This window comes from Rhodococcus sp. 2G, assembly GCF_001886355.1.
In the GTDB taxonomy this organism is placed as follows: domain Bacteria; phylum Actinomycetota; class Actinomycetes; order Mycobacteriales; family Mycobacteriaceae; genus Rhodococcus; species Rhodococcus pyridinivorans.
The window spans coordinates 2106001-2121976 of record NZ_CP018063.1; the positions used below are offsets into that span (position 1 = coordinate 2106001).

At 69.5% G+C, this 15976-nt stretch carries 13 protein-coding genes; 5 read left to right on the forward strand and 8 right to left on the reverse strand.

The annotated features are described in order from the left end of the window. Positions 1 to 19: 19 nt before the first annotated feature. The 3 genes from BO226_RS09830 to BO226_RS09840 all read right to left on the reverse strand — a co-directional run bounded on the left by BO226_RS09830 (position 20) and on the right by BO226_RS09840 (position 6482). Complete coding sequence (locus BO226_RS09830) at positions 20 to 1408, reverse strand: FAD-binding oxidoreductase (protein WP_016691433.1); 1389 nt, start codon at positions 1406 to 1408, stop codon at positions 20 to 22. 112 nt (positions 1409 to 1520) lie between these two features. Then, complete coding sequence (locus BO226_RS09835; protein WP_083543613.1) at positions 1521 to 4943, reverse strand: BTAD domain-containing putative transcriptional regulator; 3423 nt, start codon at positions 4941 to 4943, stop codon at positions 1521 to 1523. 81 nt (positions 4944 to 5024) lie between these two features. Beyond that, entirely contained in the window at positions 5025 to 6482 is a 1458-nt protein-coding gene (locus BO226_RS09840; RefSeq protein ID WP_071935115.1) for an MFS transporter, read from the reverse strand. A gap of 294 nt (positions 6483 to 6776) precedes the next feature. Between BO226_RS09840 and BO226_RS09845 the strand changes: the two genes are divergently transcribed. Further along, positions 6777 to 6989 (forward strand): hypothetical protein, encoded by a 213-nt coding sequence (locus BO226_RS09845; RefSeq protein WP_016934979.1) that lies wholly within the window; start codon positions 6777 to 6779, stop codon positions 6987 to 6989. A 177-nt stretch (positions 6990 to 7166) separates the two neighbouring features. On the opposite strand, the gene rpsA is transcribed toward BO226_RS09845, so the two are convergent. Then, complete coding sequence (gene rpsA, locus BO226_RS09850; protein ID WP_071935116.1) at positions 7167 to 8627, reverse strand: 30S ribosomal protein S1; 1461 nt, start codon at positions 8625 to 8627, stop codon at positions 7167 to 7169. Between the two features lie 219 nt (positions 8628 to 8846). Here rpsA and BO226_RS09855 point away from each other — a divergent pair, with 219 nt between their 5' ends. After that, positions 8847 to 9755, forward strand: coding sequence for a class I SAM-dependent methyltransferase (locus BO226_RS09855; protein ID WP_071935117.1), 909 nt, complete (start codon positions 8847 to 8849; stop codon positions 9753 to 9755). A 7-nt stretch (positions 9756 to 9762) separates the two neighbouring features. On the opposite strand, the gene BO226_RS09860 is transcribed toward BO226_RS09855, so the two are convergent. From BO226_RS09860 to BO226_RS09875, 4 genes are all read right to left on the reverse strand, one after another. Further along, positions 9763 to 10536, reverse strand: coding sequence for an amino acid ABC transporter ATP-binding protein (locus tag BO226_RS09860; protein ID WP_019289663.1), 774 nt, complete (start codon positions 10534 to 10536; stop codon positions 9763 to 9765). Next, positions 10533 to 11519: an amino acid ABC transporter permease gene (locus BO226_RS09865; protein WP_006554006.1), complete on the reverse strand. Its 987-nt coding sequence runs from the start codon at positions 11517 to 11519 to the stop codon at positions 10533 to 10535. The genes BO226_RS09860 and BO226_RS09865 overlap by 4 nt, the downstream gene beginning before the upstream one ends. 11 nt (positions 11520 to 11530) lie before the next feature. Then, entirely contained in the window at positions 11531 to 12403 is an 873-nt protein-coding gene (locus BO226_RS09870) for an ABC transporter substrate-binding protein (protein ID WP_170318567.1), read from the reverse strand. Positions 12404 to 12511: 108 nt separating this feature from the next. After that, positions 12512 to 13597, reverse strand: a complete 1086-nt coding sequence (locus tag BO226_RS09875; RefSeq protein ID WP_071935118.1) for an isocitrate/isopropylmalate dehydrogenase family protein — start codon at positions 13595 to 13597, stop codon at positions 12512 to 12514. A 19-nt stretch (positions 13598 to 13616) separates the two neighbouring features. Here BO226_RS09875 and BO226_RS09880 point away from each other — a divergent pair, with 19 nt between their 5' ends. From BO226_RS09880 to trxA, 3 genes are all read left to right on the forward strand, one after another. Further along, the gene (locus tag BO226_RS09880) at positions 13617 to 14135 is read left to right on the forward strand and encodes a 2'-5' RNA ligase family protein (RefSeq protein WP_033097659.1); all 519 of its coding nucleotides are present in this window, start codon (positions 13617 to 13619) and stop codon (positions 14133 to 14135) included. Positions 14136 to 14368: 233 nt separating this feature from the next. After that, positions 14369 to 15376: a GlxA family transcriptional regulator gene (locus tag BO226_RS09885; RefSeq protein ID WP_198040629.1), complete on the forward strand. Its 1008-nt coding sequence runs from the start codon at positions 14369 to 14371 to the stop codon at positions 15374 to 15376. A gap of 163 nt (positions 15377 to 15539) precedes the next feature. Then, positions 15540 to 15911, forward strand: a complete 372-nt coding sequence (trxA, locus tag BO226_RS09890; protein WP_071935119.1) for a thioredoxin — start codon at positions 15540 to 15542, stop codon at positions 15909 to 15911. The last annotated feature ends 65 nt before the right edge of the window (positions 15912 to 15976 follow it).

A 15976-nucleotide genomic window follows, 5' to 3' on the forward strand; every position in this document is an offset into this window, starting at 1 on the left:
GGGGCGGGAGGTGTCGGTCTCATCGGGGCCGGCGAACGACCTGCCCGACGCGCAGCACGCCGTGGGTGTCGTGCTCGTCGGCGAGGGCGCCGAGCCAGTGCGCGGTGTCGTCGTCGTAGGTGCGCGCGATGCGGTCCGGATCCGAGGTGGCCGTGAAGTTGGGCAGCGAGGTGCCCGTGGTCCACGGCGCCAGCGCCCGGTCGATCACGTGGGTGTGTGCGACGACGGCGTCTGCCGAGGGTGGCGCGAGCACACCGATGACGAAGAGGGTGAAAGCGGCGTCGCGGTGGCAGAAGGCGCTGCGATGCCGCGGTTCGCGTGCCAGGGCTCCGCCGAGGAGCCGTACCTCGACGATGGTCTGCGGCGAGTGCGAGCCCGGTCCCGCCACCGAGAGCAACGCGTCGATCGCGTCGTGCGTCAGTTCGCGGGTCAGCGCACTGTGTTCGTGGGTCGGCATCGGGTCGACCGGGTCGGCGTGCACCGCTCCCAGTGCCGCGTACGGCAGGGTGGCGATGCCGTCGAGGATCGGCGCCGCGACCGTGCGCAGCGCACCGAGGATCGCCTCGGACTCGGCTTCGCCGGCGACGCTCGCGAAGCGGACGGCCACGGTCGCGCGGCCGGCCAGCGGTTCCGGGACTCCCGGCAGCGGCGGCAGTTGCAGGAAGGCCAGCGAGGTCGAACTGTGCTCGGGCAGGTCGGCGCACAGGTCGAGCCAGGCGTGCGCCACCGTGGCCGCGTCGGCGCCGTCGAAATACAGCGCCCCACCGTAGAAGTGCGGCAGGGGCATGAGGTCGATCTCCACCGCGGTGACGATGCCGAGGGTCGCCTTGCCACCGCGCAGGCCCCAGAACAGTTCGGCGTGCTGCTCGGGAGTCACCCGGAGCAGGTCTCCGTCACCGGTGACGAGATCGAAGGCGCGCACGTGGTCGGAGGACAGTCCGTAGGTGCGGACCAGCGGTCCGATTCCCCCGCCGGTCAGGAAACCGGCGACGCCGACGTGGGGTGACGATCCCGCGAGCGGGGCCAGACCGTGGGGTGCGGCCGCGTCGACGACCTGCTGCCACACCAGGCCGGCTCCGAGACGGGCGGTGCGAGTGTCGGGGTCGATCAGGCATTCGGTGAGGCGGCCGGTGTGCACGAGCAGCACATCGTCGCCGAGGGGCACGGCGCCGTGCCCGGTGCGCTGTACGGCCACCTTCAGGCCGTGTTCGCCCGCGAACCGGACGGTGGCGCTGACGTCGAGGGCGTTCTCGACCGCGATCACCGCGCGGGGACGGACCGGGACCGCCACGTTCCACGGGGTCGCGGCGTCGTAGCCGGGTTCGCCCGGCAGGGAGATCGATCCGGTGACCGCGGTGCGGAGGGCGTCGAGTGGGTCGGTGCCGACGGTGGGCGTCCGGAGGTTCATGTGCACTTCCTTTCGTCGCACGGGATGAGGTGCGACGAAAGAGTGCCGGGACCGGCTTGGCGGCTTCTTGCGGCGACGTGGGGGCGTCGTCCAAGTGTCCGCCAAGAACCGGTCAGGTGGGGATCGAGCGGGCGTGGGCGGCGAGGCCGAGCATGCCGGTGCGGGTGGCTTCGTCGGCGATCGCGACGATGTCCCGGCTGCGTTCGGGCGAGACCGGGCGCAGTTGGGCGCGCAGCAGACGGCACCGCAGCAGTGTCGGTGGGCTCGATGTGCGGGTCGCGAGGTCCTCGGCCCGGTCCAGCAGCACTGCGGCGTCGTCGGTGCGTCCGAGCAGTGCGTGCAGGCGCGCGCAGACCTCCGCCACCGAGCCGATCACCCCGACCTGTCCCACCGTCGCGATGCGATCGGTGAACGGATCGAGGAGCTCGAGGAACATCTCGGCGTAGTCGACGAGGGCGAGGTCGGCGACGACGCGCGCGATGAGTGTGCGGTGACCGAGCGTCGTCCAGGTGAAGGGTGCTCCCTTGGCTACCCACTGTTCGATGTCGCGGATCACCGCCGCGGTGTCCCGGCGGGCGCCGACGATGGCGATGCTCCAGGAGTCCGGTTCGACGGTGCCGGGATCCGCGTCGGCGAGGGTGCCGTACTCCCACTCGAGGGTATTGGTGGCGAGATCGGAACTGCCCGCCGTGTACAGCTCGGTCTGCAGGTGGAACTGTGTGGCGGTGTCGTAGTGGCGCCGGGTCTCGGCGAAGTCGCCGTGCCACGCCGCGAGGGTCGCCTCCATCCATCGCAGCTGTACGCGCAGCACAGGCAGACGCAGCAGGTCGCAGCCGGCGATGCCCCGGCGGACGTGGAACGTGGCGGCGTCGACGTCCCCGAGGTTCATCTGCGTCATGCTCGCGACGGCGTGGGCGATCACCTCGTCGAACCGCGCCTGCTGGTGCGGAAGCGCGAGAAGTTCGTCGGTGAGACGGGCGGATTCGTGACTGTGTGTCGCGACCCCCGAGTAGAGGAGGATGCGGCCCAGCAACGCGTCGGCGACGACGTCCGGGTCGGCGAGTTCGCGTGCGATCTCCAGCGCGGTGCGGCTCATCCCGTCGGGGACGGACGAATCGGGGTGATAGCAACTGCCCACGGCGAGCGCCGCGAGCACCCGGGCATGCGCCGCGCGGTCGGTCGCGACGAACGGTTCGAGTGCGGCGAGGCGGTCGAGGACCGGTCCCGGATCCTTACCGTAGGACACCCACGGCCACGCGCCGGCCGCGCGCAGCAGCGCTGCAGCCAGGCGCCCGGCCGTCGACGTGCGGCCGTCGCGGACCGCGTCGAGCAGACCGGCGTCGACGACATCGAGTACGGTCTGGCCGCGACCCGCCCGGGCGAGTGCCTCGACGCGCGCGACGAGCAGATCGTCGCGGTCGCCCGGGGATCGTTCCGCGGCGGGCAGCAGGTCGAAGGCCCGGACGGCATCGTCCCACCAGCGTGCCGCCTCCTCCGAGTTCCACCTCTCGGTGGCCTCGCGGGCGGCGGTGACGCAGGCGTCGAACACGATGCGAGGGTCGACGAGCGGTAGTGCCGCCATGAGGTGCCGGGCTCGTCTGCCGGCACGATCCGGGTCGGAGGAGTCCGCCAGGACCTCCGCGACGCGTGCGTGCATGCGTTGGCGGCGGATGGCGGGAATCGCCGCGAGGACCTCGTCGCGGAGCAGTCCGTGGGCAAAGGCGTACCCCCGCAATCCGGGATCGGCGACGATGATGCGTTCGTCGGCGGCGTCGTCGAGGTAGTCGGCGAGGGTGTCGGGATCGAGGCGGGTCGCACCGGCGAGGATGTCCATCTCGATGGTGTCGCCGACGACCGCGGCCACTCGGAGCACCTGCAGGACGGCGGGTTCCACCGCGGCGAGCCGCCGCGCGAGGACCGAGCGGACCGCCATGGGGATGCCCCCGTCGAGGCGTTCGTCCCGGGGAAGACGTGCGTATTCGGACACGAACAGCGGGTTACCGCCGGTCCGTTCGGCGAGCAGGCGGGCCTCGTCGGCGTCGAGCGGTGCGCCGCTCACATGTCCCGCCAGGGCGGCGACCTCGGATTCGGCGAGCGCCGGGACGTCGACGTGCCGGTTGCCTTCACCGTGCAGCACGGCGTCCACGAAGCGCTGGACGGTGGGGGTCGTCTCCGAGTCGCGGAGTGTGCACACGAACCAGACGCCCCGCTTGTGCAGGACTCCCACGAGGTACAGCAGGCAACGTAGGGAGGTCGGGTCGGCCCATTGGATGTCGTCGAGCACGATCGTGAGCGCGGGAGTGTGCGCCGCGGCCGTTTCGACGACGCCCAGAATCCGCTCGTAGACCGCGAAGCGCGCTTCGTCGGATTCCACTCCGGTGGGCGGGATCAGGGTGGTGTCGGCGTCGACGCCGAGTTCGCGCAGGATGCGCCGGATCGGCCACCAGGCGGGCGCTCCGTCGTCCTCGAGACACCGCGCCCACACGGTGGTCCCGCCGATCGCGGCGGTCCTGGCGTCGCATTCCTCGGCGAGGCGGGTCTTGCCGATGCCGGCGGGTCCGGTGAGGACGACCCACCGGGTCGCGCCGGAGCGGACCTCGTCGAGCATGCGGTCGAGGGTTCCGGTCTCGGAGGTGCGCCCGACGAAGATGCGTCCGGGGCCCGGCGCCGGGGTGGGCGCGGGGACGGCGGGCGCGGCCGGTGCCGGAACCTCCTCCGCGCCCGTCCATCCCGGGGTGCGGGGCCACGCCGCGAGTCCCGGTTCGTGCCGGAGGATCGCGCCCTGCAGGTCGGTGAGTTCGGTGCCGGGCCGCAGCCCCAGCTCGGCGTCCAGTCTCGTCTCGTGGACGCGGAACTGTTCGAGTGCTTCCGACGAACGCCCCGCTCGGTGCAGGGCGAGCATGCGCAGCCAGCAGGTGCGGTCGCGGAACGGGAACTCGCTGCACAGTTCGGTGGCGTCGACGAGGGCGGGAGCGAGGCGACCGAGGGCGAGCAGCGCGGTGATCCGGGTCTCACGGCATTCGGTACGTACCTCGTCGAAGGATGCCGCCGCGACCTCCACCCAGTGTTCGTCGCGCAGGTCCTCGAGGAGATGCCCCCGCACCGAGTCGAGGGCACGGTCGGCGGTGTCGAGTGCGAGCTCCCATTCCCCGTTCTCGGCGTGCCGACGGGCGGCCTCGGCGTCGTCGAGGAAGCGGGCCAGGTCGACCGACTCGGCCGGGATGTCGAGGACGTAGCCGGGAGGTTGGCGCACGATCGGGGAGGCCGCACCGCTCTCCCCTCTCAGCACCCTGCGCAGATTGGAGATGTACGCCTGGATGCTCGCCATCGCGCTGGCGGGCGCGTCGTCCTGCCACAGGGCGTCGATCAGCCGGTCGGTGGAGACCACCCGCCCCCGGTTGAGCAGCAGGACGGCGAAGACCGCTCGCTGCTTGCGCGGACCCAGATCGACCTGCGACTCCGACGAGGGCCCCGCCGGGTCACTCGTCGACGCGACCCGAACCACCTCCAGCGGTCCGAGCAGTCGGTACATCATGTGGTGAGCCCCCTCGACCCCGGCCGAACTATGCGATCGTTGCAGTGTAAGGACAGTTTTCGCCGGGTGCGCGGCGACTTCTCATCCCGTCACGGCCGGGAATTCGACCGTGTCGCCCTCGGTGTCCCCGAACGCAGGTACGGTCTGCCGCCGGGTGCGCAGGCAGGCCACACACACCACCGCTCCGAGGGCCGCGACGACCGCCGCCGCCACGAGCGCCCCCTGCAGGCCGGCCACGAAGTCCTGCGGTGACCCGCCGGGCAGCAGCGACTCGGCGGGCAGGAACACCCCGAGCACCGCGACGCCGACGGCGATGCCGGTCTGACGGAACGCGTCGTTGATACCGGCCGCGAGACCGGAATGATCCGCGGTGCTCTCCCCGAGGACGATCCCGCTCATCACCGGGTTGAAGACACCCGCGGCCGCGCAGGCCACCACGAGTCCCGGCAGCAGGACATACTTCGAGCTGTCCGCCTCGGCGACCGTCATCATGAGCAACCCGACGGCGACGAGCGCCAGCGAGCACGACAACGAGACCCACGCGGGGACGACACGATCGAGTTTCGCCGTCGTACCGGCGACGACGAACATGGCGACGGTCGCGGGCAGGTACACCAACCCCGCCTGCACCGGCGACAACAGCAGGACGTTCTGCAGGTACAGGGTGGTGTAGACGAACACCGCGAACAACGACGCCGAGATGGCGAAGGCCGCGACCTGCGCTCCGGCGAAGGCCCGGTTGGCGAGCAGATGTGGCGGCAACATCGGTTCGGCGGTGCGCATCTCGTGCACGACGAAGGCGACGAGGGCACCGGCAGCGACGACGAACGCGAGCACCGGCTGGGCATCGGACCACCCGATCTCGTGGCCGCGCAGCACGGCGAACACGAGCGCCGCCAGTCCCACCGCGGCCAGGAACTGCCCCGGCACATCGGCGCCGCGCGGGCGGGGATCCCGCGATTCGGGCACCCAGCGCAGGGACAGGAGCAGGGTCACGAGACCGATCGGCACGTTGACGAAGAAGATCGCGCGCCAGTCCAGCAGTTCGGTGAGCAGACCTCCGACGAGCGGACCGACCGCGAAGGCGCCGCCGATGGTCGCGCCGTAGGCGGCCAGGGCCGACGCCCGTGCCGGCCCCCGGTCGAAGACGTCGGCGAGGAGGGCGAGCGAGCAGGCGAACAGGACCGCCCCACCGATGCCTTGCACTGCCCGGGCGAGATCGAGGACCCAGATCGTCGGTGCGAGGGCGCACAGGAGCGAGGCGCCCGTGAACCAGACGAGGCCGACGACGAACACTTGGCGGCGGCCGCGACGATCGGCCCACGACCCGGCGCCGAGGACGGCTGTGGCCAGGGCGAGGGTGTAGGCGTCGATCACCCACTGCAGTGAACTGACGCCCGCGTCGAGGTCGACGGCGATCGACGGCAGTGCGGTGTTGACGACGGCGATGTCGAGCATGAGCATCGCCGTCGTCACGCACACCACCAGCAGCGTGATCCGTTTCGTCGCGGTACTTCTCGCGGGGGTCGGTGTGGTCATCGAGAATCCTTCCGTGTCGAGGTGTGTGGACCTCGGACACGGTGCGCCGCGTCGCTTGGGACGAACCGGGTGTACTTCTTGGACGGCCGAGAGAACCGTCGACGTCTCCCCTCGGAGGGGCGCCGGGGATCACACATCGATCACGGCGGGGTCACGAGGCGGTCGCAACGCCGCTCGGAAACTGGACACACCCCCTTCTACCTGGGGTAAATGCGGAGAATTCGACCGACTGTCCGATATCGTCGTTGCGAAGCATCCGTCCCGGCTCGTCCGGAGCATTCGAGAAGGCAGGCCATGCGATCCTCCACCTCAACCACAGGTCGGCATCGCCTCGGCATGGAAAACGGTGTTCACTGCATCCTCATCCCCGAGGTCGCTGCCGCCCTCGCCGAGCACCGGCGGAACTGGTTCACCGCGCTGCTGACGAACGCGCGCCACAGCCACGCCGCGATGCGCAAGCGAGCGACGGCCCTACCCGCGCAGTGGGCCACTCCCGCCGTGGGATGAGCTCGCCGTGAGTTGAGCACCTGCTATCGACGACACACGAAGACCGGCCCCCTCCGATTCGGAGGGGGCCGGTCCCGTTGCGGCCCGGGAGCCCTTGTGCCACAGCAACAATGACCCCCCGGAACGCGCGGACGACCCCGCACCGAACAGTGCGGGGTCGTCCGTCGAAGCGCTGTATCAGGCGTTACCCGACAGCTTCTCGCGCAGAGCGGCGAGCTGGGCGTCGCTCGCGAGCGATCCACCGGTGGCCTCCGGAGCCGCCTCGGCACCCGACTCGGAGGAGTAGTTGCTACCGGACACGCCGGCCGCAGCCTCGGCGGCCTCGTCGGCAGCCATCTTCTCGATCTGAGCGGTGTGCATCTTGTGGCGACGCTCGGCCTCCGCGTAGCGGGACTCCCACTCCTCACGCTGCTTCTCGTAGCCCTCGAGCCATTCGTTGGTCTCGGGATCGAAGCCCTCGGGGAAGATGTAGTTGCCCTGCTCGTCGTAGCTGTCGGCCATGCCGTACTTCGACGGGTCGAACTCGGCCGTGTAGTCCTCGTTCGCCTGCTTCAGCGACAGCGAGATACGACGACGCTCGAGGTCGATGTCGATGACCTTGACCATCGCGTCGTCGCCGACAGCGACGACCTGGTCCGGGACCTCGACGTGGCGCTCGGCCAGCTCGGAAATGTGGACGAGGCCCTCGATGCCCTCCTCGACGCGGACGAACGCGCCGAACGGAACGAGCTTGGTGACCTTACCCGGCACGATCTGACCGATCGCGTGGGTGCGGGCGAACTGACGCCACGGATCTTCCTGCGTCGCCTTGAGCGACAGGGAGACGCGCTCGCGGTCGAGATCGACGTCGAGAACCTCGACGGTGACCTCGGTGCCGACCTCGACGACCTCGGACGGGTGATCGATGTGCTTCCAGGACAGCTCGGAGACGTGCACGAGGCCGTCGACACCGCCGAGATCGACGAAGGCGCCGAAATTGACGATGGAGGACACGACGCCCTTGCGGACCTGGCCCTTCTGGAGCTGGTGCAGGAACTCGCTGCGAACCTCGGACTGGGTCTGCTCGAGCCATGCGCGGCGCGACAGGACCACGTTGTTGCGGTTCTTGTCGAGCTCGATGATCTTGGCCTCGATCTCCTTGCCGACGTAAGGCTGGAGGTCGCGGACGCGCCGCATCTCGACGAGCGACGCGGGCAGGAAGCCACGCAGGCCGATGTCGAGGATCAGGCCGCCCTTGACGACCTCGATGACGGTGCCCTTGACGGCCTCGTCCTTCTCCTTGAGCTCCTCGATCGTGCCCCAGGCGCGCTCGTACTGAGCACGCTTCTTGGACAGGATCAGACGGCCTTCCTTGTCCTCCTTGGTGAGAACAAGAGCCTCGACCTCATCGCCCACCGACACGACCTCGTTGGGGTCGACATCGTGCTTGATGGAGAGCTCGCGGGACGGGATGACGCCTTCGGTCTTGTAACCGATGTCGAGCAGCACCTCGTCGCGATCGACCTTGACGATGGTGCCCTCGACGATGTCGCCATCGTTGAAGTACTTGATCGTGGCGTCGATGGCGGCGAGGAAATCCTCGGCGGAGCCGATGTCGTTGACGGCTACCTGCGGCGAGGTGACGGTGGTGGAGGCCATGTGTTGAGTTGCTCCGGACGGGTTGATAGTCGGTTGGTCAAATTCGGTCGGGCACGTGAAACACCCACTGCGATACGGCGATGTGCGAGTCACGGCGAGTTCCTCGTTCGAGCCTGGGGCCGAACTGCGGACACTCGCGATCACCAGGCTACGCGCTTCGAGGGGACCCGGGCAAACCGATATCGGGACCGCTCCCCCGCACCCGATAGGCTCACACCCATGCCGGGCTCCGCGAACCCCCCTTTTCCAGACCTTTCGGGCGTCCCGGAGGGAACCGACGACGAGGCCGCGCGGCACGCGGACGCCGAGACGATCCTCGGCGAGACCCGACCCACCCGGACCCGCCTCGGCTCCCTCGAGAGCGAACGCGCGAACCGGGTCTGGTGGGACGCCGACACCGACGACTACCACCGCACGCACGGCGAGTTCCTGGGCGTGGACTCGGCCGCCGGGGAGTTCGTGTGGTGCCCGGAGGGCCTGCACGAGGGCGATGTGCAGTTGCTCGGCCCGGTTGCCGGACGCGACGTCCTCGAACTCGGGTGCGGTTCGGCGCCGTGCGCCCGCTGGATCGCCGGGCAGGGTGCCCGGGCGGTCGGGCTGGACATCTCCATGGGGATGCTGCAGCGCGGACGCGCGGCGATGACCGGTTCCGGCCCGACGGTTCCGCTCGTACAGGCCGGCGCCGAGAACCTGCCGTTCGCCGACGGAAGCTTCGACATCGTGTGCTCGGCGTTCGGCGCGGTGCCCTTCGTCGCCGATTCCGCCCGGGTGATGCGCGAAGTGGCGCGGGTGCTGCGACCCGGCGGACGGTGGGTGTTCTCCGTGAACCACCCGATGCGGTGGATCTTCCCCGACGATCCGGGCGAACAGGGCCTGGTCGCGATGTTCCCGTATTTCGACCGGACCCCCTACGTCGAGGTGGACGCGACGGGCCGGCCGACCTACGCCGAGCACCACCGCACCGTGGGCGACCGGGTGCGCGAACTCGTCGCCGCCGGCCTCGAGGTCTACGACATCGTCGAACCCGAGTGGCCCGAGCATCTCGACCGCGAGTGGGGACAGTGGAGCCCGCTGCGCGGTTCGATCTTCCCGGGCACCGCCATCTTCTGCAGCCGCAAACCCACCTGATCCCGACTCACAGCAGCCGGGACAGAAACTCCCGGGTCCGGCTCTCCTTCGGGTCGGCCAGCACCTGGCGGGGATCACCGGCCTCGACGACCACGCCGCTGTCCATGAACACGAGCTGATCGGCGACCTCCCGCGCGAAGCCCATCTCGTGCGTGACGACGACCATCGTCATGCCGCCGTCGGCGAGATCGCGCATCACCGCGAGCACCTCGCCGACGAGTTCGGGGTCGAGGGCCGAGGTGGGCTCGTCGAACAGCATGAGCTTGGGATCCATGGCGAGCGCGCGGGCGATCGCGACGCGCTGCTGCTGGCCGCCCGAGAGCTGCGCGGGATAGGCGTCGACCTTGTCGGCCAGCCCGACCCGCGCGAGCAGGTCCCGGGCCTTCTCCACCGCCTCGTCACGCTTGAGCTTCTTCACGAGGATCGGCGCCTCGATGATGTTCTCGAGCACGGTGCGGTGCGGGAACAGGTTGAAGTGCTGGAACACCATGCCGATGTCGCGGCGCTGCTTCGCGGCGGCCCGCGGGTGCAGTTCGTACAGTTTCGAACCCCGTTCGGCGTAACCGACGAGATCGCCGTCGACGTACAGGCGACCGGCGTCGACGCGTTCGAGGTGGTTGATGCACCGCAGGAAGGTCGACTTGCCGGATCCGGACGGACCGATCAGGCAGGTCACCTGGCCGCGCCCCACCTCGAGCGAGATGCCCTTGAGCACCTTGACGGCGCCGAAACTCTTGCAGACCCGGTCGGCCCGCACCATCGGCGTCTCGACGGACGTCATATGTGTTCCTCCCCCGGTGCGCCGGGCTTCGGCGTCGGCTTGCCGGCCTCGGCGACCGGTACGTTCTGTGCGTCGGCGAGTGCCTGCAGCTGACGGGCCGTGAGCTGCCGGCTCAGGCCCTTCGAGTAGTGCCGCTCGAGGTAGTACTGGCCGATCATGAGCAGGCTGGTGATCGCCAGGTACCAGGTCGCGGCGACGAGCAGCAGCGGGATCGGCTGGAAGTTCGCACCCGAGATGTCGCGGGCACGGCCGTACAGCTCGAGGCTGTAGGGCACCGCGGCGACCAGCGAGGTGGTCTTGAGCATGCTGATCAGCTCGTTGCCGGTCGGCGGGATGATGACCCGCATCGCCTGCGGCAGGACGGTGCGGCGGATGGTCTGCGACCACGACATGCCGAGCGCCGTGGACGCCTCCAACTGCCCCTCGGGCACGGAGGTGATGCCGGCGCGCACGATCTCCGCCATGTAGGCCGCCTCGTTGAGTGCCAGGCCGATGACGGCGAACAGGAACGCCGCGTTCAGACCCTGCACGTCGATGTGGACGAACTGGTGGACGAACGGGATCCCGAGGTCGATCTGCTTGTAGATCGACGGGAACAGTCCCCACAGCACGAGTTGGACGTACACCGGGGTACCGCGGAAGACCCACAGGTACAGCCACGCGACGGAACGCAGCACGGGATTCGGGGACAGACGCATCACCGCGAGCACCACGCCGAGGACGACGGCGATGGCCATGGCGAGCACCGTCAGCTGCACGGTCTTCCACGCGGCTGCGGTGATGCGGGCGTCGAACAGGTACCGGGCGTAGATGTCCCAGCGGTAGGCCTCGTTGGTGGCCGCTCCCCAGGCGAACAACCCGAGTGCGATCAGGACGATCGCGCCGGAGATCCATCGTCCGGGATGTCGCAGGGGTACTGCGCGTATCGGCTCCGGGTCGTCCGGTCGCGGTTCCGCGGATCTCGCGGACGTGGACTCGCTCATGGTTCCCTTTCTCAGCTCGTCGCGCCGTTGATCTGCGAGGCGGTGATCGCGCCGTCCTCCATGCCCCAGCGCGCGGTGATCTCGTCGTACGCACCGGAATCGATGAGGTACTGCACTGCCTGCTGCAGTACGGGACCGAACGGCGACCCCTTCGCGACGACGAATCCGTAGGGCGCGGCGTCGAAGACCTCACCGGCCGGTTCGAGTCGTTCCTCGCTGCGGGCGATGACGTACGCCGTGACCGGCGAGTCGGCGGACAGTGCGTCCACCCGGCCGAGGATGAGGGCATTGGCAGCCTCGTCCTGGCTGTCGTACTTGACCTTGTCGATGGGCGGCAGCCCGCGGGCGACGCATTCCTCGCTCTTCGCGGGGACCTCCTCGAGGTCCTCGATGGTGGTGGTCTGTACCGCCACCCGCAGTCCGCACGCGTTGTCGGGGTCGACGGATTCGCCGGTGCGCTGCGCCCACTGCACTCCGGCGCTGTAGTAGGTGACGAAGTCGACCGATTCCTCGCGTTCCTTCGTGTCGGTGAACGACGACGAGCCCATCTCGAAGGTGCCCGCCTGGACGGCCGGGATGATCCGGTCGAAGTCGGCTTCGTTGAGCACCGCCTCGAGTCCGAGGACGTCGCCGAGGGCGTGGACGAGTTCGACGCCGAAGCCGACGATGGTGCCGTCGTCGTCCTTGAACTCGTTGGGGGCGTACGGGACGTTCACCCCGACCTCGAGGGTGCCGCCGTCGGCGATGTCGGGAGGCAACTGCCTCGCGATGGCGTCGACCTTCTCGACGGTGACTCGGTCGCCGGGCGGCACGGTCGATTCGCTGTTCACCACGCACCCGGTCGCGAAGGCAAGCACCGCCGCTCCCGCCGCCAGCCTGCTCAGGGTCCGGACACGACGACGCCCCCACGAGGTCACGCGGCGGGTGTGCACTGCTCGATTCACAGTCGCACAGTATCCAACCAGGGAGGGGTCCGAATGCAAACCCGAAGCTCAGGCTTCGAGGCGGGCGATGACGGCGGCGGTGAACTCGTCCGTCGACGCAGTGCCACCGAGGTCGGCGGTCGCGACACCCGCCGCGACGGTCGCGCGCACGGCGTCCTCGATGGCGCGGGCGGCCGCGGAGAATTCGATGTCCGCGCGTGCACCGACACGGTCGAGAAGCATGGCGGCGGAGAGGATCAGCGCGATCGGGTTGGCGCGGCCCTGCCCGGCGATGTCGGGTGCGGCGCCGTGCGCGGCCTGGGCCATGGCCTTGGTGCGCGACGCGTTGATCGACGCCGCGGTACCGAGCGAGCCGGACAGTTCGGCGGCGAGGTCGGACAGGATGTCGCCGAACATGTTCTCCGTCACGATCACGTCGAACTCGGCGCCACGGCGGACGAGCAGCGCGGCCATCGCGTCGACGTGCTGGTCGTCGACAGTGACGCTCGGGTAGAGACGGCCCACTTCCTGACACACGTCCCGGAACAGGCCGGTCGTGCTGGCGAGCACGTTGGCCTTGTGCACGATGGTCACGCGCTTGCGGCGACGCGACGCGAGGTCGAAGGCGGTGTGCGCGATGCGTTCACAGGCGGCGCGGGTGATCACTCCGACCGCGAGTGCGATGTCGGGTGTGGGCATGAACTCGCCGCTGCCGACGGCCATGTTCCGGTCGGCGTAGAAACCCTCGGTGTTCTCCCGGACGACGACGAGATCCATCTTCGGTGACACCGACGCCGCTCCCGGCAGTGCGCACGCCGGCCGGATGTTCGCGTACAGGTCGAAGTGCTTGCGGATCCGACCGCCCGGAGTGAGCTGACCCCGGAACTCGGGTGGGTACGAGGCGCTGTCGTGCGGGCCGAGGATCCACGCGTCGAGCTCGGCGAGGGTGTCGAGGGTGACCTGCGGCAGCGGGCTGCCGTACGTCTCGATCGCGGAGGCACCGACGGGCAGCGGCACCCAGTCGACCGCGACCCCGGCTGCCGCGACGGCGGTGTCGACGATCCTGCGGGTCGCCGGCACGATCTCGGGACCGATGCCGTCCCCCTCGAGAAGTCCGATGCGATGGGTCTGAAGCGTTGCGGTGTCGTCGGTCACCCGGTCATCATTGCCTACCGTGGTCCAGTCGGTGGAACTCCTCCTCGACGCCCCGCTCGACACGGCGGTGCGCGACGAATGGACCCGGCTGCTCGACGCCGGCCTGCACAGTCAGGGACGCGTCCGTTCCGAATCCAACCGTCCGCACGTGACGCTGTTCGTCGCCCATGCCCTGCCGGACGAACTCGAGGACGCGCTGCGGGCCACCATCACGGTCCGGCGGATCACCCTCCGGCTCGGTGGCGTGGTGATCTTCGGTGGCCGGTACGCGACGCTCGCCCGCACGGTCGTGCCGTCGATCGAACTGCTCGAACTCCAGGCGCGGGTGTTCGAGGTGCTCTCGGAGTGCCCCGGCATCCCCGCACACATCCGGCCGGGCGAGTGGACGCCGCACGTCACCCTCGCACGGCGGGTGCCGGCCGCGCGCATCGGTACCGCGGTCCTGGCGGCGCAGACGCCGGAGCGGCAGCTGACCGGGTCGAGTGCAGGAGTGCGGCGCTGGGACGGCGAGGCCAAGCGGGAGTGGCTGCTCACCTGAGCAGCGGGACGGTGCGCCGTTCAGAAACGGTAGTCGCCGAACTGCGTCACTTCCATATGGGTGTCGGGCGTGCGTCCGGTGAGGGCCAGCACGTCGAGGAGGAGAAAGACCGCCAGAAGTACGAGGACCAGCAGGATCATGCTTCGAGCCTGCCGCGCCGGGGTCCCACCCGACAGTGGCAGAGCCGTCGGAGAACATCGATTTTCTGCCACCACGGTGTCACACTGGGTTGCGTGTCCGGAACACCTGGAACCACCGGCCGGCTCGAGAAGGTGGTCGTCCCCGTCCTCCCCTACGTCGAGACCTTCGAACTCGGCGTGGCGTGCGAGGTGTTCGGCTTCGACCGCTCCGACGACGGCCTGCCGACCTACGACTTCCACCTCGTCGCCGCGACCTCCGATCCGGTGCGCACCCGCTTCGGCTACACCATCGAGGTGCCTCACAGGCTCGATCTCCTCGACGACGCCGACCTGATTCTCCTGCCAGCGGTGAACAACGACGGCATCGCGCTCGACGACGGGCGCCTCGAACCGTTGTTCGCGAAACTGCGGGCCGCCGTCGACCGCGGCGCGCGCGTGGCGAGCATGTGCACCGGGGCGTTCATCCTCGGTGCGGCCGGGTTGCTCGACAGGCGTCGCTGCACGACCCACTGGATGCACGCCGACCGTCTCGCCCGGACCTATCCGACGGCGCAGGTCGACCGGGACGTGCTCTACGTCGACGACCATCCGGTCCTCACCGCCGCAGGCACCGCGGCCGGCATCGACCTGTGCCTGCACATCGTCCGCTCCGCCCAGGGAGCCCAGGTCGCCAACACGATCGCCCGGCGCATGGTGGTGCCACCGCACCGCGACGGTGGGCAGGCCCAGTACGTCGCGATGCCACTGCCCGAATGCAAGGACGAGTCGCTCGCGCCGTTGCTCGACTGGATGAGCGAGCACCTCGACCGGGAACTCCCGGTGGCCGCACTGGCGCAGAATGCGCACATGTCGGCGCGGACCTTCGCGCGGCGGTTCGTCGCCGAGGTTGGGGTCACGCCCGCGCGCTGGCTCCGCGATCAGCGGGTCCTGGCCGCGCAGCGCCTGCTCGAGGAGACCGACCTTCCGATCGACGTGGTGGCCGACCGCGTCGGTTTCGGCACCGCTGCGGTGCTGCGCCAGCATTTCCTGCGCCTGCGGCAGACCACTCCGCAGGCCTACCGACGGACCTTCCGGCGGTCCGTCGAACCGGTCGGCGTGTGACGCGTCCCTCGATCGGCACCTCCCGACGACACCCCCGGATCGGACACGTCACGTAGCGTGGCGGAAGGAACCCCGTCACGACGCGTGACGGCGGGAACGAACGGGAAGAAACAGCGGCGGCCGGATGTTGGACCCGTCGACACGCCCGACCGAAAGGATTTCCGTGGCAACCAAGGCTCTCACCCAGCAGGACTTCGACGAGGTCGTCACGAGCAATGACATCGTGCTCGTGGACTTCTGGGCCGACTGGTGCGGCCCCTGCAAGCAGTTCGCGCCCACCTTCGAGGCATCGTCGGACAAGCATCCCGACGTCGTGCACGCGAAGGTCGACACCGAGGCCGAGCAGGCGCTCGCTGCACACTGGGACATCCGCTCGATCCCCACGATCATGGCTATCCGCGAAGGAATCGTGGTGTATAGCCAGCCTGGTGCATTGCAGCCCGCCATGCTTGAGGACCTTCTCACCCAGGTCAAGAACCTCGACATGGACGATGTGCGCAAGCAGATCTCGGAGGCTCGCGCCGAGCAGGGCTGACCCAGTCGCGTCGACGGCGCCCGTCCCCGGTGATCCGGGGGCGGGCGCCGTCGTACGTACGGTGT

Coding starts and splice junctions, on each gene's coding strand:
- rpsA (WP_071935116.1), bottom strand. CDS start 8,627: ATGGCCTCCACCACCGTCACCTCGCCGCAGGTAGCCGTCAACGACATC.
- BO226_RS09845 (WP_016934979.1), top strand. CDS start 6,777: ATGCGATCCTCCACCTCAACCACAGGTCGGCATCGCCTCGGCATGGAA.
- BO226_RS09860 (WP_019289663.1), bottom strand. CDS start 10,536: ATGACGTCCGTCGAGACGCCGATGGTGCGGGCCGACCGGGTCTGCAAG.
- BO226_RS09830 (WP_016691433.1), bottom strand. CDS start 1,408: ATGAACCTCCGGACGCCCACCGTCGGCACCGACCCACTCGACGCCCTC.
- BO226_RS09865 (WP_006554006.1), bottom strand. CDS start 11,519: ATGAGCGAGTCCACGTCCGCGAGATCCGCGGAACCGCGACCGGACGAC.
- BO226_RS09855 (WP_071935117.1), top strand. CDS start 8,847: ATGCCGGGCTCCGCGAACCCCCCTTTTCCAGACCTTTCGGGCGTCCCG.
- BO226_RS09835 (WP_083543613.1), bottom strand. CDS start 4,943: ATGATGTACCGACTGCTCGGACCGCTGGAGGTGGTTCGGGTCGCGTCG.
- BO226_RS09840 (WP_071935115.1), bottom strand. CDS start 6,482: ATGACCACACCGACCCCCGCGAGAAGTACCGCGACGAAACGGATCACG.